The 24918-nt window shown below is 37.7% G+C and carries 19 protein-coding genes; 7 read left to right on the plus strand and 12 right to left on the minus strand.

Translation table 11 applies throughout. The features are described from left to right. Positions 1-13: 13 nt before the first annotated feature. Positions 14-694, plus strand: a complete 681-nt coding sequence (gene rpe, locus QMO11_RS10465; protein WP_282037189.1) for a ribulose-phosphate 3-epimerase — start codon at positions 14-16, stop codon at positions 692-694. 172 nt (positions 695-866) lie between these two features. Here rpe and QMO11_RS10470 read toward each other — a convergent pair whose 3' ends face one another. Beyond that, positions 867-2450, minus strand: coding sequence for a sulfatase family protein (locus QMO11_RS10470; RefSeq protein WP_282037190.1), 1584 nt, complete (start codon positions 2448-2450; stop codon positions 867-869). 354 nt (positions 2451-2804) lie between these two features. Between QMO11_RS10470 and QMO11_RS10475 the strand changes: the two genes are divergently transcribed. Beyond that, positions 2805-3635 carry an MIP/aquaporin family protein gene (locus QMO11_RS10475; RefSeq protein WP_282037191.1) on the plus strand — a complete coding sequence of 277 codons (831 nt, stop codon included), beginning with the start codon at positions 2805-2807 and terminating at the stop codon, positions 3633-3635. A gap of 21 nt (positions 3636-3656) precedes the next feature. On the opposite strand, the gene QMO11_RS10480 is transcribed toward QMO11_RS10475, so the two are convergent. After that, the gene (locus QMO11_RS10480; RefSeq protein ID WP_282037192.1) at positions 3657-4703 is read right to left on the minus strand and encodes a lactonase family protein; all 1047 of its coding nucleotides are present in this window, start codon (positions 4701-4703) and stop codon (positions 3657-3659) included. An 81-nt stretch (positions 4704-4784) separates the two neighbouring features. Between QMO11_RS10480 and QMO11_RS10485 the strand changes: the two genes are divergently transcribed. Together QMO11_RS10485 and QMO11_RS10490 are read left to right on the plus strand one after the other, a co-directional pair. Next, on the plus strand, positions 4785-5549 hold the full coding sequence (locus QMO11_RS10485; protein ID WP_075601691.1) for an IclR family transcriptional regulator: 765 nt from the start codon (positions 4785-4787) through the stop codon (positions 5547-5549). Positions 5550-5962: 413 nt separating this feature from the next. After that, positions 5963-6565, plus strand: coding sequence for an energy transducer TonB (locus QMO11_RS10490; protein WP_282037193.1), 603 nt, complete (start codon positions 5963-5965; stop codon positions 6563-6565). 666 nt (positions 6566-7231) lie between these two features. Here QMO11_RS10490 and QMO11_RS10495 read toward each other — a convergent pair. The 10 genes from QMO11_RS10495 to QMO11_RS10540 form a co-directional block, all read right to left on the minus strand. Further along, complete coding sequence (locus QMO11_RS10495) at positions 7232-7678, minus strand: MaoC family dehydratase (RefSeq protein ID WP_075601695.1); 447 nt, start codon at positions 7676-7678, stop codon at positions 7232-7234. Between the two features lie 89 nt (positions 7679-7767). Beyond that, the gene (locus QMO11_RS10500; protein WP_282037194.1) at positions 7768-8538 is read right to left on the minus strand and encodes an SDR family NAD(P)-dependent oxidoreductase; all 771 of its coding nucleotides are present in this window, start codon (positions 8536-8538) and stop codon (positions 7768-7770) included. Positions 8539-8769: 231 nt separating this feature from the next. Next, entirely contained in the window at positions 8770-8904 is a 135-nt protein-coding gene (locus QMO11_RS10505) for a hypothetical protein (protein WP_282037195.1), read from the minus strand. Between the two features lie 224 nt (positions 8905-9128). Next, positions 9129-10142: a zinc-dependent alcohol dehydrogenase gene (locus QMO11_RS10510; RefSeq protein WP_075601697.1), complete on the minus strand. Its 1014-nt coding sequence runs from the start codon at positions 10140-10142 to the stop codon at positions 9129-9131. Between the two features lie 265 nt (positions 10143-10407). Beyond that, positions 10408-11481, minus strand: a complete 1074-nt coding sequence (locus tag QMO11_RS10515; protein WP_282037197.1) for a Gfo/Idh/MocA family protein — start codon at positions 11479-11481, stop codon at positions 10408-10410. A gap of 11 nt (positions 11482-11492) precedes the next feature. Beyond that, positions 11493-12713, minus strand: coding sequence for an ABC transporter substrate-binding protein (locus QMO11_RS10520; RefSeq protein WP_282037198.1), 1221 nt, complete (start codon positions 12711-12713; stop codon positions 11493-11495). Between the two features lie 11 nt (positions 12714-12724). Next, positions 12725-13861 (minus strand): CaiB/BaiF CoA transferase family protein, encoded by a 1137-nt coding sequence (locus QMO11_RS10525; protein ID WP_282037199.1) that lies wholly within the window; start codon positions 13859-13861, stop codon positions 12725-12727. A 10-nt stretch (positions 13862-13871) separates the two neighbouring features. Further along, positions 13872-15020: a CaiB/BaiF CoA transferase family protein gene (locus QMO11_RS10530; RefSeq protein WP_282037200.1), complete on the minus strand. Its 1149-nt coding sequence runs from the start codon at positions 15018-15020 to the stop codon at positions 13872-13874. Then, on the minus strand, positions 15013-16170 hold the full coding sequence (locus QMO11_RS10535; RefSeq protein WP_282037201.1) for an ABC transporter substrate-binding protein: 1158 nt from the start codon (positions 16168-16170) through the stop codon (positions 15013-15015). Before QMO11_RS10535 ends, QMO11_RS10530 begins: the two co-directional genes overlap by 8 nt. A 127-nt stretch (positions 16171-16297) precedes the next feature. Continuing rightward, the gene (locus tag QMO11_RS10540) at positions 16298-17371 is read right to left on the minus strand and encodes an L-rhamnose/proton symporter RhaT (RefSeq protein WP_282037203.1); all 1074 of its coding nucleotides are present in this window, start codon (positions 17369-17371) and stop codon (positions 16298-16300) included. 308 nt (positions 17372-17679) lie between these two features. On the opposite strand from QMO11_RS10540, the gene galB reads away from it, so the two are divergent. The 3 genes from galB to QMO11_RS10555 all read left to right on the plus strand — a co-directional run bounded on the left by galB (position 17680) and on the right by QMO11_RS10555 (position 24866). Continuing rightward, positions 17680-20136, plus strand: coding sequence for a beta-galactosidase GalB (gene galB / locus QMO11_RS10545; RefSeq protein WP_282037204.1), 2457 nt, complete (start codon positions 17680-17682; stop codon positions 20134-20136). A 521-nt stretch (positions 20137-20657) separates the two neighbouring features. Beyond that, positions 20658-23459 carry a TonB-dependent receptor gene (locus QMO11_RS10550; RefSeq protein ID WP_282037206.1) on the plus strand — a complete coding sequence of 934 codons (2802 nt, stop codon included), beginning with the start codon at positions 20658-20660 and terminating at the stop codon, positions 23457-23459. Between the two features lie 24 nt (positions 23460-23483). Beyond that, positions 23484-24866 (plus strand): hypothetical protein, encoded by a 1383-nt coding sequence (locus QMO11_RS10555; protein WP_282037208.1) that lies wholly within the window; start codon positions 23484-23486, stop codon positions 24864-24866. The last annotated feature ends 52 nt before the right edge of the window (positions 24867-24918 follow it).

Here is a 24918-nt window from a genome sequence, read left to right on the forward strand (position 1 = left end):
CTAAAAAATAGAAATGAAACATCTTATAGCACCATCACTACTAGCTGCTGATTTCAGCAAAATGGAGTCGCAAATAGAAATTATAAATAAAAGTGAGGCTGACTGGCTTCATTTAGATATAATGGATGGTCGTTTTGTGCCAAATATTTCGTTTGGTATGCCGATATTAAAATCATTAAGGCCGCATATTGATAAACCTTTTGATGTGCACTTGATGATAGTGGAACCAGATAATTATATTTCTGATTTTAAAAAAGCAGGTGCTGATCTGCTAAATGTGCATTATGAGGCATGTACTCATTTGCACAGAACAATTGATGCCATCAAAAAAGAAGGTATGCAAGCGGGTGTTACTCTAAATCCGCATACTCCGGTATTTTTATTAGAAGATATTATAACTGAGGTTGACCTAGTATTACTCATGTCAGTCAACCCGGGTTTTGGTGGGCAGAAGTTTATTGAAAATACCTATAAAAAGATTGCTGAGCTAAAAGCTCTTATAGAGCGTAAACATAGTAGGGCTTTAATTCAAGTTGATGGAGGTATTACTGTTAGTAATGCCCAATCGTTAATAAACTCAGGTGCTGATGTTCTTGTGGCTGGGAGTGCTATTTTTAATGCGCCAAATCCCATACAGGCTGTTAAAGAAATGAAACATTTCTTACCAGATCCACCTGCATCAAACCTTGTTTAAACATATATAGAATTGTGCAATCAAATAATTTTCTTCATAGAGGTTAAATGATAAAAGGATATCTTAATTAAATTACTTTAAGGCATCTAAGATTATAAAAAAATAAGGTTGTAGCCAGAAGTATTCAAAATACATCTGTTACAACCTTATTTTTTTATTGTTTCTTATTCGATTAGTCGTTCCAATGTTTATCAACAATGGCTTTTAGTTCGGGGTAGTTAGCATCCGTTTCGTTTAATTCTTCACGTGTTTGTTTAAGTTCTGCCTTAAGCTCTGCTATAATTGTTTTGTAAGCAGGATCGTTATAACGGTTGTGTAATTCATTAGGATCATTTTTTAAATCGTACAATTCCCACGTATGCGGCGTTTCTTGCGCTATTCCATTATAAGTTTTACCCCAATAGAACTTACTAAACTCTTCCTCGGGTAGGTAGTGTTTACCGTAGTAAAAAATCAATTTATAATCTTTAGTGCGTATTCCAAAATGAGCCGGAACATAGTGATGAATAATATGCATCCAATAACGGTAATAGGTTCCTTTACGCCAATTAACTTCAGGTTTTCCTTGTAGGGTGTTGATAAATGATTTTCCTTGCATATAATCCGGAGTTTTTCCACCGGCAAGTTCAATCATGGTAGGTGCATAATCTGTGTTATTAATAATTAAATCACTCACTTGATTTTTTTCAATCATTTTTGGATTGTGCACAATAAAGGGCATACGCATGGCTTCTTCGTACATCCAACGTTTATCTATCAAATCATGCTCACCAAGCATCATACCTTGATCTCCAGTATAAATAATAATTGTGTTTTCCCAGAGGCCTTCATCTTTTAAATATTGAAATAACCTCCCTAAATTATCATCCACACCTTTTACACATCGTAAATAATCTTTTAGGTATTTCTGATAAGCTAAATGAGTTGCTAAACTTGCGTCGATACTATCTCCGAACCAACGATCAGAATAGTTAGTGTCGTAATTTATTTTTTGCTGATGACGAGGAGAAATAGATGTGCCGATGTAATGTATTAAACTATCGTTTTTTCCTCTAGTTCCTTCAGAACCCCAGAAGGGTTGATTGTACATACTCGCTGGTTCAGGAATTTCAATATCGGCTAAGTAATCTTCGTAGCGAGGTGCATATTCAAACATATCATGCGGAGCCTTGTAGTGGTGTGCTAAAAAGAAAGGTTTCGACTTATCTAGGTTCTTTAAATAGTCTATTGATAAATCAGTAATGACGTCAGTTGAGTGCCCCTCAGTTTTAACTTCATTCTTTGGCCAAGTGCCTTTACCTTTTTCCCTAAAAGTGGGGTTAAAATATTTTCCTTGACTATGCAATACTTTATAATAATCGAAATTAACAGGCTCTTTTTTTAAGTGCCATTTCCCGATGATAGCTGTAGAGTAACCAAGAGCTTTTAATTCTTTGGGCAAATATTGCTTTTCAGGATCTAATGCGCCATCTAAGTCGAGTACTCCATTGGTTTGAGGATATTGACCAGATATAATACTGGCTCTACTAGGTGTACAGATAGAGTTATTACAAAAAGCATTTTCAAAGCGGATACCTCCAGCTGCCAATTTATCAAGGTTAGGGGTTGGATTTAAGTTCGCTAACAATCCTCCATAAGCACCTATGGCTTGGGCGGTATGATCGTCGCTCATTATAAAAATAATGTTGGGTTGTTTCTTTTTAGCAGATACAGGCAAGAGTATGCAGGCTAATAGTGCAATAAATATGTATTTCATTTTATAAGATTTTTGTGAACCTCTTAAAGGTTTAAACGGTATTGTACCAATGTGTAATTGGTATAGCAAATTTGTTAATTGTATTTGCTATTTGCTAAAGAAACCAAAGTATTTTGAGGGGGGAAATACAATTAATTGTGGTGTCTATTTAAAATCGAGTTGAGTTTTGTTTAGGTTTAGTTATAATAAGAACTAGCAGGTAGTTTAGTCTTGTTGGATAATAGTTCTGAAATTACTTTGTAGTAATCTGAACTTGTCGCTGATAAAGGCAGTATATACCCACCTATATAGCTCTATTTTTTGGTGTGTGGCTTTACTTGAATTGTATATTTTTGTTGCACACAAGTACACACTATGCAAGTATCTTTTTATAAACAAGATTTCATTGGAGAGTTAATCGGAACTTTTATGCTCATCGTATTTGGTTGCGGCGCTATTGCTGTAGCTACTACATTAAATGGGTATGAAGGAATTTTTCAGGTGGCAATGATATGGGGTTTGTCTGTTACCCTAGGAATTTATACCGTTCGTCATTTATCATGCGCTCATTTTAATCCGGCCATTACCTTGGCTATGGTGTTTAGTAGGCGGATGAGTTGGAAAAAAGTACCTTCCTATTTTCTAGGGCAGTTTATAGGGGCGTTTTTAGGAGCTTTAATGGTGTATATCTTATTTTCGGCACCTATTGCCGACTATGAAAGTAAGCACAATATTGTTCGAGGTTCCATAGAATCAGTAAAAACAGCACGCATATTTAGTGCATTTTATATTTATGGCGATGGTACTTCGGTAATTACATTATCTGCTGCAATGATAACTGAATTATTTGGGACATTTATGTTGATGCTGTTAGTATTAGCCTTAACAGAAGGTTGTCATGTGGGCCGACCAGGCAATAATCTGTCGCCCATTATAGTTGGTTTGGTTGTAGCGTCAATCATCTGTTTAGTTGGCCCATTAACACAAGCCGGTTTAAATCCGGCTCGCGATTTAGCACCACGGTTAGTAACCTGGATTATGGGCTGGGGCGAAGCCTCTATGCAGTCGATCAACGGAGGTTTCCTTTTGGTGTATACCTTTTCTCCTATACTAGGAGCTGCTGTTGCAACAGTGTTTTACGATAAAGTTCTGAAGAAGTCAATGATGGAAGCATCTTCATCTTGCATTTGCAAGGATGAAGATTAACTTAAATTATCCGCAGCATTATTACTCAAATTTCACGCAGCATACTGATGCAATACCATTTATTTGCGATCGATAATTAAGCGTCCCTTTATGCACATCTATGCCAAAGCATACAATGGATTCAGAATCTTGATTACCAACAATTAATGCTTTTCCATCCGGGGATAGTTCAAAATCACGTGGCGTAATACCTCTTGTACCTGTCTCCTCAACCAAAAGTAGAGTCTCGTTTTCAGTATCAAACTTCAAGGTTGAAATGCTATTTGAACTTCTAAGCCCAACATATAGGTATGCTCCACACTTTGATATTTTAATGGCAGAAGCCGATGCATGATTAAGATGAGGGGTACTTATGGCACTTACATTTTTAATCCATTTCCACTGGTTGCTTTCCCATTTAAGTAGACTGATTTCAGCCGTCATTTCATTATTCACAAATAGGTACTCTCCGTTCGGGTGTTGTACCATATGGCGAGGGCCGCCACCTTTAGGTATGTCAACGGAATTTACTTGTTTAAATAGTTTGTTTTCCATCTTTAAACAATACACCTTATCACATCCTAAATCAGCCAATAACAGCTGTTTGTGTTTGCTATCAAAGTGCGCCATATGCGCGTGCGGACCTTCTTGCCTTTCTTTGTTAATACTATTACCACCGTAAGTAATATTCTGAGGATTAGATTGAGGGATACCATTTTCGCCTAAATCGTAGCTTAAAAAATTGCCAGTTTCATAACAACTAACCACAATACAGTTGTGTTCCTTAATATATAAAATATGACAAGGTAATCCGCCCGTTATCACCTGTGTCGATAATAATTTGGGCTCTTTTCCTGCAATATTAAAACATAATAAAAGAGGTAGTTTGGTCTTTAATCGTTCCTGAAAACTGTAGAGTAATTGCTTTGATTGGTTAATACATAAATAGCCTGGGTTAATAGTTTCCGAACTAGTAAGTGGAGTTATTTCTCCCGACTCATCATCTAAATTAAAGCATTGTATACCCACTCCATTTCCAGCTAAATCTCCGCCAACATGTTCCGTATATGATCCTGTGTAAAACTTCATCCTTTATTTATGAAAATAGTATTTGTTTTAAGCCTTTGAAAATAGCTATTTTCTTATTTTTGTGGAAATTAAATTGTGCTTATGCCTAATTATTATGCGCCCGCTTTAGATAAGGGTTTAGATATCTTAGAATTCCTTTCAGCTCAGTCAGTTCCGCAATCACAAGTGGAAATCGGAATCGGAATTAATCGTAAACCAAACGAGATATACCGAATGTTGGTGTGCCTCGAAGATAGGGGATATGTTAATAAGGAGCCTATATCGGGCAAATATCAGTTAACCTTGCGTTTGTTTCAGCTGTCGCACCATCACTCGTCAATCGATAAATTGGTAAAAGCCGCCATGCCTTACCTCGAGCAGTTATCGCACACCATTAATCAGTCCTGTCATTTAAGTTTCTTTTATCAAGGAAAACTCTTAATCATTTGTCAGGCTAAAAGCATGACTCCAATTTCTCTGTCTGTTGAGGTGGGAGGGGTGTTTCCCATTACCCAAACCAATTCGGGTAAAATAATATTAGCACACAAAACACCAGCAGAGCGTAAGCAAATTCTTAAGGCTTCCGACGATTATAAAGAATTATCGAAAGAAGAAAAAATACAATTAGAAGAAGAGCTTAAAGAACTAAAGGATATCAAGTGTTTAATCCGTAAAAGTACCTTAACCGAGGGGGTTACCGATTTTGCTGCGCCTGTATACGATGTAAATAACGATGTAATGGCCGTACTTATGGTATCTGGTTTAACCTCGCAGCTTCGTAAATTAGTATCAAACGATACCATTGTTGAGGAGACCTTAAAAACCGTGAAAGCCATACATGTATCTATAGGCGGAACGCAAGAGTAATATGATTTGGGCAGCTCAACGCGCTATCCACTATAGTAGCAACTTTGCTTGGGTGTTTTATATGGTCGGTACGTGGGCTTCCTGCGGTCGCCTCCGCACTCCCTATAAAACAACACAAGCACAGCTGCCACTGCCGTTCCTATCGCGGCTGCAGCGAATGACTGTATAAAATAGAGACTCAAAGTGGTACTTGTAGTTGAGCATAAGATATTTTTTTCTACTTTCATATCCGAATTAGATATTCCCTCTTGTGCGTATATTACCCAATGAGGTGAGTATGCAGAATATACGGTAATTTTGTATAGTGCGGTGGTGAGTATATGAGTTAGTTGGGCAATATTAAAAAGAGCTAGAAAGTCAGATATATATAACAATACGTAATGAAGAAAAGGTTAATGCTAATAGTTTTATTTGTGCAGGTATTACAGTTAAGTTATGGACAAATAAAGGTTGTGAAACAGAAAAATAAAGAACTAAAAATAGCTGAGGTTTATGAAGTTCAGAAAGATTTGCCAGATATTAAAAGTGGCGCTTATTCAAAGTATGTCTCGAATGAAATAAAAAAGAATTTATTAATAGAGAAAGGGAAGTATGAAAATGGAGAAAGAGTTGGCGTTTGGGAGTTTTATGATTTTGGAGGAGACATATCTTTGAGTTATAACTTTGATAATGATTCAATACTTATTTATAATTCAAATAATGTAAATGGGTTAAAAGAAAATCGACCGTTATTATATCTGGGGAGTACATCCGAAATTACACATATTATTGCAGTTGGTTTGAAAATTCCGTCTCATCTTATAGGACAAGGAACTGTTGGAAAAGTTACAGTTAAGGTTAATGTAACCAAAGATGGCAAGGTCTCTTCTTATGAAATATCTAAAGGAATGTCAACGGAAATAAACGATGTTGCAATTGAGACTGTTAAGCATATTCCGGAGACTTGGTTGCCTGCCAAAAGAAATGGAGAGGGAGTACCTAGTAGCACACAGATTCCAATAACATTTATACTATAAAAATAACATTGCCTAATAAATTGGAATAAACAATGTGGGGCTGTTCTTTTCTTTTGGGAAAGCCATATGACGAAACAAGTTCTGCCAAACTTTTCATTCCAATTGGACTGAAAAACTACAAATAAAATAACAAGCTTTGGCTCAGTAGGATTTCGGAAGTGGATTTCGGTTTTATCTCCAAACAGTTCATCCTAGTGGCCGTTATGGATTTGCACATTTAATTTTTAAGCAAGCTCTACCCGAGCTGGAATTGCACATTTAATTCCTAAGCAAGCTTCACCCGAGCCGGAATTGCACATTTAATTTTTAAGCAAGCTTCACCCGAACCGGAATTACACCTTTAATTTTTAAGCAAGCTTCATCCGAGCCGGAATTGTACCTTTAATTTTTAAGCAAGTTTCACCCGAACCGGAATATGAACTTTTAATTTTTAAGCAAGCTCCACCCGAGCTGGAATTGCGCTTTTAATTTTTAAGCAAGCTCCACCCGAGCTGAAAATGCCCTTTTACTTTAGCAGCAAGCTCTACCCGAACATATTCTTATGTTATAAATGACTTGATTTATTGCGACTTCTGCCCAGGCAATAATGATGCGAAAATAAGTTTCATAAAAAAGGCCTGCTTCATTTGATTGGAGCAAGCCTTGATAAAAAACGCTTATAGATATTTATTTATCCTTTTTATTCGCCAATAATATATGATCACAAACCAATACTAGCTCGTCTTTTTGATTGAATACCTCAACGTGTTCGTTTACTTGTCCGAACTCTGGTTTTTTCGATTCTGTTTTTTCAGAAATCGTAACCTTTACTCGGATGGTATCGCCAATATGAACCGGCTTAATAAAACGCAAGCGGTCGTATCCTTTAGAGAAAGCCTCAGGATTAATCTCTGTAGCCGTCATGCCAATAGCCACACTAAAAGTTAATGTGCCGTGAGCAATTCGTTGCTTAAAAGGCTGTGTTTTGCACCACTCAGCATCCATGTGGTGTGGAAAAAAATCTCCCGTTTGACCCGCATGAACAACAAAGTCGGTTTCAGTAATCGTTCTACCAAGAGTCTCTCTAAAATCTCCCAGTGTATAATCTTCGAAATATTGTGATTTGATATGCATATTCTTAGTCCTTAGTTATTAGCTAGTAGCTAATAGTTTGAATGAAAATATTGCTAGTAGCCATCAACTACTAGCTAAAAACTATAAAATTAGCGCCCCATCCAGCCGCCATCAACAAGCATTACAGCTCCTTGCATGTACGATCCTGCTTCAGAACAAAGGAATACAACTGGTCCTGCAAAATCCTCAGGCTTACCCCATCTTCCTGCTGGAATACGAGATAAAATTTGCTCAGAACGAACTGGATCCTGACGTAAAGCCTCTGTATTATCGGTATCGATATAACCTGGCGCGATTGCATTTACGTTAACTCCTTTTGAAGCCCACTCGTTGGCAAAAGCCATAGTCATTTGGCCAATAGCACCTTTACTAGCTGCATAACCAGGAACGGTAATTCCACCTTGGAATGTTAATAACGAAGCGGTGAATACAATTTTACCCGATCCACGAGCTACCATTTCTTTACCAATTTCGCGTGTTAAAATAAATTGTGCATTCTGATTTACCTCAATTACTTTATCCCACATTTCATCTGGATGCTCAGCAACAGGGGCTCTTAAAATAGTACCCGCATTGTTTACCAAAATATCGATAACTGGGTTCTCAGCTTTTACTTCATTAATAAATGTGTATAAAGATGTACGATCAGAAAAATCGCATGTGTAAGCCGTAAACTTACGACCTAAAGCGGTTACCGCTTTTTCAACAGCACTACCTGTTTTTTCAAGAGAGGCACTCACACCAATGATATCAGCTCCGGCTTCAGCTAATGCCACGGCCATTCCCATACCAATTCCTCTTTTACATCCTGTTACTAAGGCAACTTTACCTTCTATTTTAAATCTATTTAAAACGCTCATTTTTATGTTTTTAGTATGTGTTATAACGACATAAATATAGAGATAAATTATGTCTTGATAACTCTGTTTGATGCTTAATTTAATCCTTCGTCATTAGCTAATCTATTGATAATTCTCGTAGCCATCCCAAGGCGGCTTGTAGGAAAATATCTTCCCTTGAGATCGCTTCTTGCATCGCGATGACGCAATATCGTTTGTAAATCCCTTCTGACTTCAAACTTCAGCCTAAATTTACTGACAATCCACTAAGAACTTCATTCCTGTTGGCGTAGCGTCAATATCTTCGAATAATTGCTGAATTTGATCCAATGGTTTTGTATCTAATATTGCGTCATTCCGAGCCGCCAACCAATAAAAATTAGCCATAATGAGTTGATGACAGGGATCAAGCCACTTGTTAATAGATGTTAATGATAATTTCATAAAGCACTATTAAACAGGTAAATATAATTTTCTGTCATTGGTAGGAACGAAGGAATCTCAAGGCGCCTTGTAAAAACATCTTCCCTTGAGATCGCTTCTTGTATCGCGATGACGCAATATCGTTTGTAAATCCCTTCTGACTTCAGTCTTCAAACTTCAGCCTAAATTTACTGACAATCCACTAAGAACTTCATTCCTGTTGGCGTAGCATCGATATCTTCGAATAATTGCTGAATTTGATCCAATGGTTTTGTATCCGTAATAATACTCTCGAAAGGATATTCGTTTTTAGTAATTAACTCGATTGACTCTTCGTAATCTTCTTTTTCGTAAACGCGAGCACCAACTAATTCAAGCTCTTTCCAGAAGAATTTGAATAAATCGATTGGTTTTTTCTCGCCATGAATGGCCACCATAACAATACGTCCTCTGATACCAGCCACTTCAGTCATTACATCTAGTGAAGGTTGAACACCAGCCACTTCAAAAACAACATCGGCTAAACCGCCATTTGTTTTCTTTTCAACGTATTCTACTAAATCTGTTTTAACAGGATTCACTACTTCAAATCCCATTTCTTCGGCCATTTTAATGCGAATTTCGTTCACCTCAGAAATAACAACATTAGCACCTTTGCTTTTTGCAACCATGGCAACTAATAACCCGATTGGACCACCACCAAGAACTACTGCAGTTTCGCCTTTTTGTAAACGACCTCTGCGCACATCGTGACAAGCAACAGAAAGTGGCTCAATTAAAGCGGCTAATTTAAGATCAGTCTCTTCTTTTAATTTGTGTAAAGTAAAAGCCGGAACATTCCAATATTGCTGCATGGCACCAGGACTATCGATACCAATAAACTTTAACGACTTCGCAATATGTCCATGCCCTTTATCAGAAGCTGTTTCTCCACGGTTATCCAATGGACGAACCGTAATTTTTTCTCCAACTTTATAACCTGTAACACCTTCGCCAATGGCATCAACCGTACCCGACATCTCGTGCCCAATAATTTGTGGAATGTCCACACGCTGATCCATCATACCATGGTAAATGTGTACATCAGTACCACAAACACCACAATAGGCTACTTTAATTCTTACTTCACCTGCTGCAGGTGCTTCAATTTCTTTTTCGACTACTGAGAAGGATTTATTCCCTTCGTACAACGTTGCTTTCATTATGGATGTTGAGTTTTAATTATTTTTAATTTAGTGTTGGCCTAAATTCATTAAGCATCTTTCCTTGAGACTGCTTCATTCTTCGCAGTGACGCAATATCGTAAGTCAATTGAACCTTAATGAGCGCCTCGTTAAAACAAAATGTAAATCCGTTTATCATTTACAACTTATCCTTTATCATTATAAAACGCCTTGTGATGGCTTCTTACATCGCGATGGCGCAATATCGTATGAGATTTACTTCTGACTTCTAGTTAATTACTATTTAAATTGAATCATATTTAGGTGCAATGCCACCCGCATCGCTCGATGCATAAGCTGCTTCAACCACATGCATGGTATCTAACACATCATCTACCGAAGTGTCTAATTTATCTGTTTCGCCATTTGCGTAGCAAATTAAAGATGACATGGTTCCGATAAATGCATCAGGGAACCATGAGCCTTCTAATTTCATTGATTTCCATTCAGGCTTTTTACCTTCTTCTAGAATGCAATATTCGAAAGCATCAGGCACACCATCAGGATAATTCATCAATAAACCCATTTTTGCATAGATGGCTCCTTTAGTACCTTCCCACTTCACATAGCTTTCTTGGTGATTGTGACCAAAAATATGATCATGGTTCGTACTTACTAAGGCGCGTACATCATCGGCATACTCCATAATAACATTGGTACGTGTTGATGACATCTCTTTGCCAGGATGTTTCAGTGTTTTAGCCATAATTCCTTTCGGGTTACCTAAGAAAGAACGCACTAAATCGATATGATGAATACTGTGTTGTTGAATCTCTAAACGTGGGTGATACATTACATTTGGAAATAATTCCCATGGCATATGCACGGTTACCTTTACTTCCATATCGTAAATCTCGCCAATGGCACCTTGCTTAATTAAATTACGAGCCGCCATAATATACGGTGCAAAACGCAATTGACAATTAACCGCAGCAATTAGTTTTTTACGACGGCAAACTTCAATGATTTCTTTGGTTTGCTCAAAGTAATCGCCCAAAGGCTTTTGAATTAACACTGCTGCTCCATCAGGTAGTTTTTCTAATGTATCAACAAACTGATTGGGCATTAATGTTAAGTCGAATACTGCATTTTCAGGAGCTTGAGCAATGGCGTCATCGATGCTATCGAATACGCGTGGAATTCCGAATTTTTCAGCAATTTTTTCAGCTCGTGCTTTGGTTCTGTTGGTGATACCATATACTTCGAAACCTGCCTTTTTGTAGGCTGGCATATGTGCATCGTTTACAATACCTCCGGCACCAAAAATAATAATTGGGCGAGAAGTCTTTGGTAATGTATAGTTATAATTGATTTCCATTTTTTAATCTTTTACAGCTTGTTTACTTTAGTTTGTGCAGTCTCTAAAATAGACTCAATGGCTTCTTCTGTATTGATTACTTTCAATACCAATTCATCAATAATATCCGCTATTTGCGACCAGTTACCCATGCGTGGTAACGATTTTGTATTTTGGTGCAGCTCTTCTAATTTATGATAATAAGGTATCTCGGCATTCACCTTAGGGCTGCGCCATGTTGATACTCTACAGCCAATACCTCCTTCGAGGGTTAACAACTCATCGTTTTGAGCCGAAGTAGCGAATTTAATAAATTCGTAGGCTATTTGCTGCTTTTTACTTCCGGCGCCAATCACATACATCCAATAGGCATTTAAGGAAACCCCTTCGCCGCCTTCGCCTGCAGGAATATAGGCAACATCAACTTTACCTTTAACTTTAGAATCGGCATTCACTTCGCAATTGGCAGCAAAGCCAAACCAGTTTACGCACATTGCTAGCTCGCCAGCAGCAAAGGCCAATCCGGCTTTTACAGAATCGAAATCGCGCGAAGCAGGATGTATAGCATCTGTATTCTGAAGTGCCTTACGGTAAAAGTTCATACCTGCTACGGCTGCTTCTGAATTTAAGATTACCTTTTTATCATCGGTAATTAATTGGCCACCACGTGTCCAAAGTTGCAGACAAAAATCAAATACCGTATTGTGTCCGTCAGGATAGGCAGCAAACGTAGTTCCGTATAAATTATCTTCAGGGCGATTAAAGAAAGTGGCTACTTCCATTAAATCATCCCAAGTTTTTGGCAATTCTAATTCGCGACCATATTGTGCCTTAAAAGCTTCTTTTTCTTTGGGATCGTTAATTAAATCTTTACGATAAATTAAGCACTCAGGCCCATTGTGAAATGGCAAGCCCATAAAGGCATTATCAAAACTTTGTTTGCTCAACATAGAGTTACTCCATGCTTCTGTATCAATAGAAGAGTCATTATTGATAAACGGAACAAGATCGAGAATAGCATTGGAGCTATATGCCTCAGTAATCCAATCGGTATTGATTAAGGCAATATCCCATTCTCCATTTTTAAGGCCATCATTTTTTAAAGTGCTATCGTATAAAGGATGTAAATCCATTGGGATAGCTTCCAACTCTAAGTCGCAGTTATTCTGCTTGCAGAAGTCGGCCCATATTTTATCTATAGCACTCTCAAAAGGACCGAATTTACGAACGGCAATTCTTAATTTTTCCTTCATTGTTTACTAGCTTATAGTTCGCTTAAAATTTTTGCTGTGTGCTCACCAATTGAAGGAGAACCCAGTGATGAAGTTAAATACTCACCATCTATTTTAATAGGACAACGTGTTGTTTGATACTCGAAACCATCGCCCATTTTCACATTCTGAATCATCTGCAATGCCTTGAAGCCATCGTGAGCAAAAAGCTTGTCCCAACTCAATACATCAGCACACCAAATATCAGCAGGCTCAAGAATAGATAGCCAATGCTCAGTACTTTGTGTTTGAAGATGTTTTGCTAGAATATCTTTAATTTCATCACGCTGCGTAAACCAACTATCTGGCTCAGGATACTCCGTTAAAGCTTTACAGCTTAACAATTCTCCTAAAACCGGAATAGCACCCATGGCTAAAGCCAGATGACCATTTTGTGTTTCGTAAACTCCATAAGGTGCACCAAGGTAAGCGTGTGCATTATTACTAGCGGTACGCACAGTTGGTTCGCCACCATCATGGTAATAGGTAGTGATGGTTTCAAATTGGAAATCGAGAATAGATTCCAACATACTTACAGAAACTTTGCTTCCTGTATTGCTTTTAATGCGTTTCACTAAAGCGGCTAAAATACCTTGTGCTAAGTGTGATCCTGCTAAGATATCAGCAATGGCAATTCCCATAGGTACAGGACCTTTATCGGCATTTCCGCTTAACCAAGTAACTCCCGAAAGTGATTGTAATAATAAATCCTGACCTGGTTTTTTTGCCCAAGGACCTTCTGATCCGTAACCAGAAATCTCACCATAAACAATAGATGGGTTGATGGCTTTAACAGTATCATAATCCAAGCCTAATCGCTCAATTACTCCCGGGCGGAAGTTGTGTACTAGTACATCTGCTTTAGCAATAAGCTTGAGTACTTTATTTTTATCGTCTTCAGTTTTTAAATCTGCCTGAAAACTTTCCTTGTTTCTATTAATCGCTCTGAATACTGATGATTCGCCGTTGAGCATTACATTAGAAACGTATAGCTGACGACAGATGTCACCTGTTTCGGGGCGTTCAACTTTAATAACTCTGGCACCTAAATCGGCTAAGCGTAAAGTAGCTGAAGGAGCAGACAAAAACTGGCTTAAATCAACTACAAGTATATCTTTTAATGGTAGCATATCTTTGTCTCTACAGGTTAAACTCTTTAGTAATGGCATCCGTATCCTGTCCTACGCGCGGTGCAGGTTTTGGTGCAAATATCTTTTCATCGTTTAAACGGATAGGGCAACGTGTGGTGTGAATTTGCTCACCCGTATCTAAACTCAATTTCTGATCCATTTCAAGAACCTTATATGCCTCGTGGTTTAACAGTTGTTCGTAATCGAATACTGCCGAAGACCAAATGCCTGCAGGCTCAAAAATATCGAGCCACTCTTGCGTTGTTTTGCTTGCAAGTATGTCTCGCAAAATGGCCATAATCTCATCACGTTTGGTAAAGGTTTCAGCCTCGCTATATCCTTTAAGTTCGTCTGCATTTAATAGTTCGACTAAAGTATCGAATGAACCCATTGCCAATGAAATATGACTATCCTTTGTTGCATAAACTCCGTATGGTGCGCTTAAGTAGGCGTGGCCTGAACCTTGAGCAGCTCTTTCAGGAAGTTTATTTCCATCGTTTAGGTAGGTTGTAATTACTTCAAATTGGAAATCGAGCATGGACTCCAACAAGCTTACTTCAACCATGGCACCTTTTTGTGTTTTAGCACAGCGCAATAACGCAGCTAAAATACCATGCACCATATGAGAGCCTGTTACGATATCGGCAACAGCCAATCCGAATGGAGTAGGGCCATCTTCTTTATCGCCACTTAGGTTTGCCAAGCCCGACATGCATTGCACTAATAAATCCTGACCAGGCTTTGCCGACCAAGGACCTACAGTACCATAACCAGTTACTGTGGCATAAACTAATTTAGGATTAATAGCCTTTACAGTATCATAATCTAAACCAATTTTCTCCATTACACCAGGGCGGAAATTGTGCGTCATCACATCCGCTCTAGCGATCAGTGCTTTTACTCTTTCTAAATCATCCGCATCCTTAAGGTTAGCTGCGTATGATTCTTTATTTCTGTTTAAGGTATGAAATACCAAGCTGCTGCCATCAACCCTAAGGTTTTTAATGGCGATTTGACGGCCAGCCTCACCGTGGTTTGGTCGCTCAATTTTAATTACACGAGCTCCCAAATCCGCCAAACGAAGTCCGGCAGATGGTCCTGCCAAAAATTGGCAGAACTCAAGTACCAACATACCCTCTAAAGGTTTTGCATTACTCATTTTCTGAAAGGGATTTGATGTATAACTCGTTTAATTGTTTCAGTAATTGCTTAGGATCTCCACCATTCATCATGTATTCACGGATAGGCGCACCCGCTCTATCTTGGAAGTACATATGTCCGTTGTATCGTGGACGTAAAAAAGCACGATCTAAAGCAGGTAAAGTATCTGAAAAGAAATTCATACACTGGCTGTTTACTCTTTCGTCAGTCCAAGCTTTTCTGTGTCCAGGTTGTCCACCATTATCAAAGAAAATTCCTTTTTGTACCTCTAAAGAACCTGCGTACTCTAAGAATTTAGCTGCTATTTCTTTTTCTTCACATTTAGATGAAAGTGCTAAACCTGTTCCACCTAAAGTACTGATTAGTTTTTGATCGTTAATAGCAACCATATCATGATACTTTAAGGTAACACGTGCATATCCTTCGCGGGAATAATTGGTGTATCCATATCCAAATGGCGCATATACATAATCATCAGTTAAGGTCATTGCCTCACAAACCTTGATAGGGTTCCAATCGTAACTTTCCGGTTTGATGTTCTCTCCCAAATCGCGTAGCATTTGTAACGCTTTTAGGCCTATTTCGTCAGATACTACGTAATCTTTAGTTTCGCATACATTCTCACCTAAAGTAGAACATACCATATAAAAACTCATTAAAGTATCCTGTGGAATTCCTGGAATAGCCACCTTACCTATTTTTGAAAGTTCAACTAAATCGTCCCAAGTTTCAGGGAATTTAAGTCCTTCTTTCTGGAATAAATCTGGACGACTAGAGGCAACCGGTGTAGCAGCATCTACAGCCAATGCCCATTGGTGATTGTTAAAAGAATAACTCTCGTGAGAACGCCCAACAGAATTCTCAGCTAAATCTGTCATTAAGTCTTTAGATAGAATTGTATCCAAAGGCATAATTACTTGCGTTCGAGCTGCAAATCCTGCCCATGGGTGATCGATGATTAAGAAATCGTAACGCTCGGCCAGTTGATCGATAGGCTCATCAGCAAAAGCTTGTAATGATCTTTTCTCCCATGAAATTTGAACACCTGGGTTTAGTTCTTCAAAACGTTGCGATACAGCAACAATTGAAGTAAATCCACGACTATGGTTCCAAGTAATTCCTTTTAATTTTTTAATATCAGTGCTCATATGTATGTTTTCTATTTTTTTAAATCAGATGATTGTGAATATCTTGTTAGATTAGAGATAATAGTATTTGACCTTTAGTATTAATTTTTCACTACTGGCTCCTATCTAAAAACTAATTAACTATATTTTAGTGCCCAATAGTCTCAGTGCCCATGCTACTTCCGTAGGTCATAATTAAGAATGATGAAATTAAGACGGCCAAGGCAAAAACTAGTGTTCGGTAAGTTCGTTTTGAAACTTGAGACCATTCTTTCATTACTATACCTAGTATGTAACTAAAGAATATTAGCATGGACATGTGAATTACCCAACTAGCGAATTTAAATCCGCCCATGCGTACATGTGCCATGTTGTAAAAGAAGAATTGTCCGTACCAAAGTGCACCACTGATTATTGACATAAACATGTTAAGTCCTATTGTTTTACCACCAAGACCTTTTACATCAACTATTTCTTTTAATGTTTTTTGTTTTATGCCAATCACAACAAACCAAACTAAGTTTGTGGCAAATGCACCCATAGTTGAAAGCATTAAGTTGGCATTTCCTTCAAAATGGCCAGCACCATGTTTTCCTGCTATTTCGGCAATTGGAGCACCTACCTCTAGTGAGATGCCAAACACAGCAGATAATACACCCGCAATTAAAGTAAGGGTAAAACCTTTTTTCATGTTGAAAGAAGATTTTTCACCTGACTCTTTATTAAGTTCAGTTAAATCTTTTTCTTTTCTATATCCGGCTACACCGCATAAGCTAATTCCTATTAAAGAGATTAGCATTCCTAGATAGATAATATTGCCACCAGGTTCATGAAATTTAGAGATAAGTTCTCCGTGCATAATTAAGGGAACGATAGTTCCGAGGATGGCTGAAATACCAATTGAAATAGTATAGGTTAAAGAGTATCCAATATGTTTAATGGCATAACCAAAACACATGCCCCCAAATCCATAAATAGAACCCAACAAAAATGCTTTTACAATTAAATCGAATGGCGATTCAGCAAATACCTCCCATAAATTGGGTACAGTTATATACCCGACAATTAATGGAAAAATTAACCAAGCAAAAGTAGCTTGAACCAACCAATAAGAATTCCAATTCCATTGTTTTACTTTCTGAAATGGTACGTAACAAGTAGAGGCCGAAACACCACCTACAGCATGTAATAAAGTACCCATTAATGGATTTTGTTGTATCATAGAATTTAAATATGAATGAGTGTTTTAAATATGAAATACAAAGAAGCAATTTAATATTGAAAGCTACAAGAGAAATAGGTGCGATATATAATTACCCCCTTAAATTCAATATAAAGAACGGCTGTAGTGCCTGTCAGTAAACAAGTTTTTGAACAATAAATAGAACCTAAAACACGGAGGTGAAAACGATATGAGATAGGTTGGATACTCAAATACCCCCCATCTTTATTTATTTTACTCCTCGATTAGTCCTTGGATAGAACACTAACTTGCAGGATAGAAAAAAACAAACGCAATAAATAAATCTAATGAACAACAAATTTTTAATTCTAATGAGTTTGGTGTTGTGCGTGTGCTTAAATGGTTTTGCGCAAAACATCAATTTTAACGATTCGTGGCGTTTCTTCAACGATAAGGCTGAAGGAGCAGAAAAACCACAATTTGATGATTCGAAATGGAGAAGTTTAGATTTGCCACACGATTGGGCAATTGAAGGACCATTCGATATTAAGTACAATGCACGTAGTGGCGGTTTACCATTTCACGGTACTGGTTGGTATCGTAAAACCTTTAAAACGCCCGAAGGAGCAAAGGGAAAAGTAATTCGTTTAGAGTTTGAAGGGGCCATGTACGATGCTCATGTATGGGTAAATGGTACTTTCGTAGGTAATCGCCCATATGGTTATATTGGTTTCGAATTTGATATCAGCAAGCACTTAAAGTACGACGGTAGCGATAATGTGGTGTCTGTACGTTTAGAGCCTAAAGATTTATCATCGCGTTGGTATCCGGGTGCAGGTATTTACCGTTCGGTTTGGTTAAAGGTGGATGCGCCAGTGCATGTAGCACAATGGGGTACTTTTATTACTACACCAACGGTCAGTAATGCAAAAGCAGTAGTACAAAACGAGACTACTATTAATAACAAAAGTAATAAGGATGCAGCTATAGAAGTTACGCAAGAGTATTTCTCTCCTGAAGGGAAATCGGTAGCAACGGTTAGTGAGAAATTAACCGTTAAAGCCAATGCATCGGCCGTATCTGGTTTATGGTGTAATATCGAGAATCCGGCAAAATGGGATTTAGATACACCCAACTTATACAATGCCGTAACAACTGTTAAACAGGATGGTAAAGTTGTGGATACTTACAAAACGCGTTTTGGTATTCGCACCATCCATTACGATAAGGACGGCTTTTATTTAAATGGTCGTAAAGTTCGTTTTAATGGCGTTTGTTTGCATCATGATAATGGTGCTTTAGGAACGGCTACATACAGAAGAGCGGATCAGCGTAAGCTTCAAATTATGAAAGATATGGGTGTGAATGCCATTCGTACCAGTCATAATATGCCATCGCGTGAGTTATTAGAACTTTGTGACGAATTGGGTTTAATGGTTCAGGATGAGGCTTTCGATGTTTGGAAAATGGAGAAGGTAGAGAATGGCTACAACGTATTTTTTGAAGATTGGGCTGAGCGCGATATCAAAGATATGGTACTTCGCGATAGAAACCATGCTTCAGTTGTAATGTGGAGTATTGGTAACGAAATTATTGAGCAAAAGGATAAGAAGAATGGTTGGAAAACAGCGAAAATGCTGAACGACTACGTAAAGGAGTTAGATTTAACACGTCCTACTACAGCTGGCTTTAATCATTACGATGCGCCATATAAGCACAACATGGCTCAGCAAGTTGATATTGCAGGAGTAAATTACAAGCCTACTAAATATGGCGAGCTTCGTGAGAATTATCCTGATATGCCATTGTATGGTTCAGAGACTTCGAGCTGTACAAGTAGCCGTGGTGTGTATCACTTCCCAGTAGAGAAGTATAAAATTGCCGATGATAATCAAGTTACGAGTTACGATATTGTTGGTCCACCATGGGCATACCCACCAGATATTGAATTCCACTTTCAGAAAGAGTTTGAGTTTAGTATGGGTGAGTTTATCTGGACTGGTTTTGATTACCTAGGTGAGCCAACGCCATACGGAGGTAGAGATAACTCAACAAACGGATATTGGAACGATAACTGGCCATCGCGTAGTTCTTATTTTGGTGCAGTTGACCTTTGTGGATTCCCTAAAGATCGTTTCTTCTTATACCAAAGTCAGTGGACTACAAAACCAATGGTTCACCTATTGCCGCATTGGAATTGGAAAGGCATGGAAGGTAAAACCATCCCAGTATACTGTTATACCAATTGCGATGAGGCTGAGTTATTTGTGAACGGAAAGTCGATGGGTAAAAAAGTAAAAGGAAAAGACCTAAGTACTGTATTGGTCGATTTCTTACGTTACGAACCTAAAACATTCGATTCACCATACCGCTTATCGTGGGATGTTCCTTACCAAGCAGGATCTATTAAAGTGGTAGCTTATAAAGATGGCAAAGCTATTTTAGAAGAGCAGATTAATACTGCAGGTGCACCAGCTAAAATTAGCCTATCTGTTGACCGCGAAAGCATTGATGCTTCAGGTGAAGATTTGGCTTACGTAACTGTGCGTGTTGAAGATAAAGATGGTAACCTTTGTCCGAATGCAGATAACCTAGTCAACTTTAAAGTAAAAGGAGTTGGTAGTTTAGTGGCTGTTGATAATGGTAATGCTGCTTCGGTAGAATCATTTCAGGCACCTTATCGTAAGGCTTTTAACGGCATGGCATTGGCTGTATTAAAATCAACTAAAGATGTTGGTACAATTCAAATTACAGCAACCGGTAAAGGTTTAAAATCAGCAAAAGTTGTGGTAACCACAAAATAGAATAAATTGATTATACTGCATCACACAAGCTCTGTGGTGGAGTTTTACTGACTATCATATTAAAGAAGCATCTTCATTTATTTTGAAGGTGCTTTTTTGTTTATAACCTATTCGAGTATATCATTTGGCGATCGGTGGTGAAGATGTCCAAAAATAAAGTTTCACTCTAAAAACGTTAAGATTTTCGTAAACAATGCAAAGGATAGAATGGCAATATCTATTTTATTTAATTTGTACTATTAACACTCGCTTAATGTGTTTTTATCGATTTTAGATGTTAACAATATTTCAATAACATACATCCATATTATCATTTACCTATTGTGGAAATAATTTTTTGTTGCAATTCCTGCTTTATTCGGATTACTTAAGTGTTTTTTTAATGTTAAAAAACTATTATAAGTATATATGTGTACTCAGGGAATTGACCTTAATTATGATAGTAGCATAAGGTTAATTTTAAGTTGAAGTGCAATACATCTCGTTTATTTGCCATCGTTAATTAAGATGAACGAAGATAAATGATGAACACTCAATTAGGCATTATTTTTATGATGCTGCTCATTCCTCTGAATATATTTGCTGAGAAATATGAGGTAAAAGGTAAAGTAACTGATAATAATAAAGAGCCTTTGGTTGGCGCAACAGTTGTAATTTCTGGCACAACAGAGGGGTCAGTAGTGGGTTTTGATGGAAGCTACATAATAAAAGGATTAGAACCTGGTGAATATACCTTTACGGTATCGTACATTGGATGTAAGCAGGAGCAACATACAATAAAGCTTACCAATAATGAAGAAATCAGCTTCATGCTTGATGAGGATGACTTGTTGATGGGGGAAATAGTAGTAACGGCAGGTGGTATTAAAAATACCATTTCAAGTGCGCGTGCTACAGAACGAATGGCTCCTATGGTTGTTAATGTGGTTTCGGGAGCTGCAATTGAGCTTTCTCCTGATTTAAACGTAGCTGATGTAATGCAACGCATCTCAGGGGTATCACTTGAGCAGAGTAATGCGGGTGTTGGGAGTTATGCCATAGTTAGGGGAATGCCCAAAAGGTATAGCTACACTCTTGTAAATGGTGTTAAAATTCCATCTCCAGACAATAAAAATAGATATGTGCCATTGGATATGTTTCCTTCAGAATTGATGGATCGTATTGAGGTAACAAAAGCCTTAACGCCCGATATGGAAGGGGATGCAGTTGGTGGAGCTATGAATTTAGTTATGAAAAATGCACCAGATAATTTTATGTTTAAAGTAAATGCATCTGTTGGTATGTCAACTTTATTTAGTAAGGATGGGATTCCTTTTAGATCGTACAGTCAAAATAACACTGATTATAACTCACCACATAGCAAGCATCCTGCAGGTTATAGTGCCAGTATTAACGATTTTACCAATAACAATCACGGACAAACACAAAGCTATAATCCGATAGATTACAATTTAGGATTATCGGTGGGAGATAGGTTTTTTAATAATAAGTTAGGGCTTGTGATAGCTGGTAATGTGCAATCCTTACATAGAGGTTCAGAAACCGATTTTTTCACGCTCGGAGCCTACAATATCGAAGATAATACCGTTGCAGTACAAACCATGCAAGAGCGTGAATATTCATCGTATTTATTTCGTGGTGGTTTTCATAATAAACTCGATTATCAGTTTAATCATAATCACTCCATCAGTTTATACAATGCTTATATATATGAGCGAGAAGATCAGGTTCGTGAAAACAACAGGATACTGTTTACGAACTACGATTTTGAAAGTAAAACAGGCGAGGTAGTACATCGAACGCGTAACCGCACAACGGAGCAATCGATATATAATTCAACTTTGCAAGGAAATCATCAGCTTACCGCTAGATGGAAGATGGATTGGTCGGGTGTATATTCAATGGCGCAGCGTATAAGACCAGACCAGCTCGATTTTAGAAGAAGAATTACGCATTTGGGAGGCAATATATTGGCATATGATATTGACCGATACGAATATTTGCCAACTCGTCAGTGGGAGGATAATAGCGATAGAGACTTGTCTTTTTATATAAATACTCAAATTGATTTATCGAGCCAATTTAATATAAAACTAGGAGGCATGTATCGCGACAAAGAGCGTGAGAATAACTTTGTGCAGTATAATTTTAAACCCGATACTGAGTTTTATGAAAGTGCTATTACCCGCAAGGATAGAGATTGGAGATATGACGAAATTACTTGGGAGTTAGGAAACCCAAGAGGAAGCTCATCAAACCCTTTAAACTACGATGCTTCAGAAAAAATAAGCTCAGCCTACACGCAGTTTAAATGGGATATTGATAAAAAAATAGAATTAGTAGGTGGGGTGCGTGCTGAGCATACCATACAAGGTTATGAACTCAGAAATCTAGGCGACTTTAGTACTTTAGATCCAATAGGAGAACAGGAGTATACTGACTTTTTACCTTCTTTCCACGCCAAATACATTGTTAATAATAAAACGAATATTCGTACTTCATATTTCCGATCAGTAATTCGCCCTGGCTTTTTCGAGATAGTACCTTATAACATTGGTAGTGCCTACTCCGATAGTGAGTTTGATGAGCGAGGAAATCCGGATTTAAAGCGAACATTAGCTAATAATATTGATCTGCGTTTTGAGTTTTTCCCCTCTCCACAGGATAATCTTTTTATAGGAGCTTTCTATAAAGATATAAACGATCCAATAGAAGAAGGAATTGTAGTAGATGGAAATTCAACCTATCTGCAACCAGGAAATTACGGTAATGCTACAAATTATGGTCTGGAGTTCGATATGACTAAGTTTTTCAGACAATTTGGCGTAAAGGCCAATTATACATTCACCGAAAGTAGTATTACTACGGATAAGGTTATCTACGAACGAGAAGATGTTAATGATAATAGTTCGGATATCGTAGCTCGAGAGGTGGAGCAAACCCGCCCATTACAAGGGCAGTCGCGTCATATAGGTAATATTTCATTATTGTATAGAAATCCTGATAGGGGCCTCGAATTTCAGTTGGCTAATGTATTTACTGGTAAACGTATTGCTCAGTTAACAGCCTATTACGAAAAAGATTATTGGCAAGAAAGTATGTGGCAGTTAGACTTTTCGGCAGAGAAAACTTTTGACTTCGGTCTAGTTGTTTTCCTAAAGGCGCGCAACTTGCTCGATACCGAGCGAGTTTGGTATATCAACCAAGGGATTACAGAAACACAAGTTGATTACGAAAGTCAAGGAAATGTAGGTGATAACCTTGTGGTGCGGAACGATAGGTATGGACGAAATTTTTTAATCGGATTAAAATATAAATTTTAAATAAAATCAATTAATTAAACTAAAATGAAAACAGTTAATTTTTTCAAAACGCTTTTTTTTGCAACAGCTATAGTTGGTGCGCTATCTCTTAGTTCTTGTAATGATGATGACGATCCAAAAACAGATGAGCCCGGTGTTGAGAATCCTGATGATGAGGATGGTGATGAAGACCAACTAGTTATTGATATTGATGGCAATACTCTTATTAGTGAAAATACAACATGGAAAGCTAATTCAATAGTAAATTGGGCAGGACACATTGTAATTAACCCAGGTGTAACTCTTACTATCGAAGAAGGTGTTACAGTGTTGGCCGATAAAAGTGTAGGCCCAGAATTATATATTGAAGGGAGTTTAATTGCTATTGGAACAGCTGATAAGCCAATTAAATTTACTGTGCCAGAAGCGGACAGAACTGAAAATAATATTCTAAAATTAGCTGCTTGGGGTGGTTTTATCTGTTCTAGTACTGCTGAAAATTTTGTGATGGATCATTGTGTTATGGAGTTTTGTAATGCAACGCTTACGGATGAGTATCCATCAATACAAAGAGGTGAGGTTAAGTTAGACGAAGGGGATCCATCTTACGGATTTTACTCAGAAAACCCAAATACTAAAGTAATTGTTCATAACTCTGTTATTGCTTATACTATCGATGATGCTTTTCGTCCAGAGGGTGGTCAGCTTTCGTTCTACAACAATGTTTTTGCATTTATTGGTTCAACAGGTGGCGAGGCTTTAAACATCAAAAAAGGAACTACTGGAGATATTGCTTATAACCTATTTTACAACTGTGCTACCAATGGTCCAAAATGGTCGAGCAAAAATGCTGGCGAAGTACAAACCAATATGAATGTGTATAACAATACTATTTTAAATGGTGGTTACCGTCGTTCTTCATTAGGAAGAGGAGGTTCAATTAACATTGAAGAGTCTGCACGCGGAACAATTAAAAACAACCTAATTGTAAACTGTCGTTATGGGTTCCGTGTAGTTGATGAGTCTGTAGATATGGCCAATACAGCTTATGGTTACCAATATTATTTTGGTAATGATGCAATTATGGTTTCAGAGTTTGTGCCTTCAAATGGTTTATTAACTGAGGCTGCAGCTACCTCTATTACAGATAATAATGACCCTATGTTTGCCAACTACGATGTAAACTCATTTAAAGTAACTTGGGATACTGTTGATGATGAAGGTACTTCAGTAAATGTGCCTGTTTCAACTACTGAAACGCTTAAGTTTGAACAATGGACAAATTTTGATTTTCACTTAAAGTCAGGTTCTCCTGCCTTAAGTGTTGGACAAGATGGTATTTCGGCTACTTATAATCACAATGTTGCAGGTAAAACATTCTCTGTTCCTGCTTCGAAAAATTATATAGGAGCTTTCGGAACAAATTAATCATTTGTAAAAACAATATTTTAGCGGCCCTTTTATGGGTCGCTTTTTTTTT

Source organism: Saccharicrinis aurantiacus (assembly GCF_947489045.1).
Lineage (GTDB): Bacteria > Bacteroidota > Bacteroidia > Bacteroidales > Marinilabiliaceae > Saccharicrinis > Saccharicrinis aurantiacus.

Bases quoted from the DNA above. Each gene is read 5' to 3' on its own strand.
- rpe (WP_282037189.1), top strand. From the start codon at position 14: ATGAAACATCTTATAGCACCATCACTACTAGCTGCTGATTTCAGCAAA.
- QMO11_RS10470 (WP_282037190.1), bottom strand. From the start codon at position 2,450: ATGAAATACATATTTATTGCACTATTAGCCTGCATACTCTTGCCTGTA.
- QMO11_RS10475 (WP_282037191.1), top strand. From the start codon at position 2,805: ATGCAAGTATCTTTTTATAAACAAGATTTCATTGGAGAGTTAATCGGA.
- QMO11_RS10480 (WP_282037192.1), bottom strand. From the start codon at position 4,703: ATGAAGTTTTACACAGGATCATATACGGAACATGTTGGCGGAGATTTA.
- QMO11_RS10485 (WP_075601691.1), top strand. From the start codon at position 4,785: ATGCCTAATTATTATGCGCCCGCTTTAGATAAGGGTTTAGATATCTTA.
- QMO11_RS10495 (WP_075601695.1), bottom strand. From the start codon at position 7,678: ATGCATATCAAATCACAATATTTCGAAGATTATACACTGGGAGATTTT.
- QMO11_RS10500 (WP_282037194.1), bottom strand. From the start codon at position 8,538: ATGAGCGTTTTAAATAGATTTAAAATAGAAGGTAAAGTTGCCTTAGTA.
- QMO11_RS10505 (WP_282037195.1), bottom strand. From the start codon at position 8,904: ATGGCTAATTTTTATTGGTTGGCGGCTCGGAATGACGCAATATTAGAT.
- QMO11_RS10510 (WP_075601697.1), bottom strand. From the start codon at position 10,142: ATGAAAGCAACGTTGTACGAAGGGAATAAATCCTTCTCAGTAGTCGAA.
- QMO11_RS10515 (WP_282037197.1), bottom strand. From the start codon at position 11,481: ATGGAAATCAATTATAACTATACATTACCAAAGACTTCTCGCCCAATT.
- QMO11_RS10520 (WP_282037198.1), bottom strand. From the start codon at position 12,713: ATGAAGGAAAAATTAAGAATTGCCGTTCGTAAATTCGGTCCTTTTGAG.
- QMO11_RS10525 (WP_282037199.1), bottom strand. From the start codon at position 13,861: ATGCTACCATTAAAAGATATACTTGTAGTTGATTTAAGCCAGTTTTTG.
- QMO11_RS10530 (WP_282037200.1), bottom strand. From the start codon at position 15,020: ATGAGTAATGCAAAACCTTTAGAGGGTATGTTGGTACTTGAGTTCTGC.
- QMO11_RS10535 (WP_282037201.1), bottom strand. From the start codon at position 16,170: ATGAGCACTGATATTAAAAAATTAAAAGGAATTACTTGGAACCATAGT.
- QMO11_RS10540 (WP_282037203.1), bottom strand. From the start codon at position 17,371: ATGATACAACAAAATCCATTAATGGGTACTTTATTACATGCTGTAGGT.
- galB (WP_282037204.1), top strand. From the start codon at position 17,680: ATGAACAACAAATTTTTAATTCTAATGAGTTTGGTGTTGTGCGTGTGC.
- QMO11_RS10550 (WP_282037206.1), top strand. From the start codon at position 20,658: ATGATGAACACTCAATTAGGCATTATTTTTATGATGCTGCTCATTCCT.
- QMO11_RS10555 (WP_282037208.1), top strand. From the start codon at position 23,484: ATGAAAACAGTTAATTTTTTCAAAACGCTTTTTTTTGCAACAGCTATA.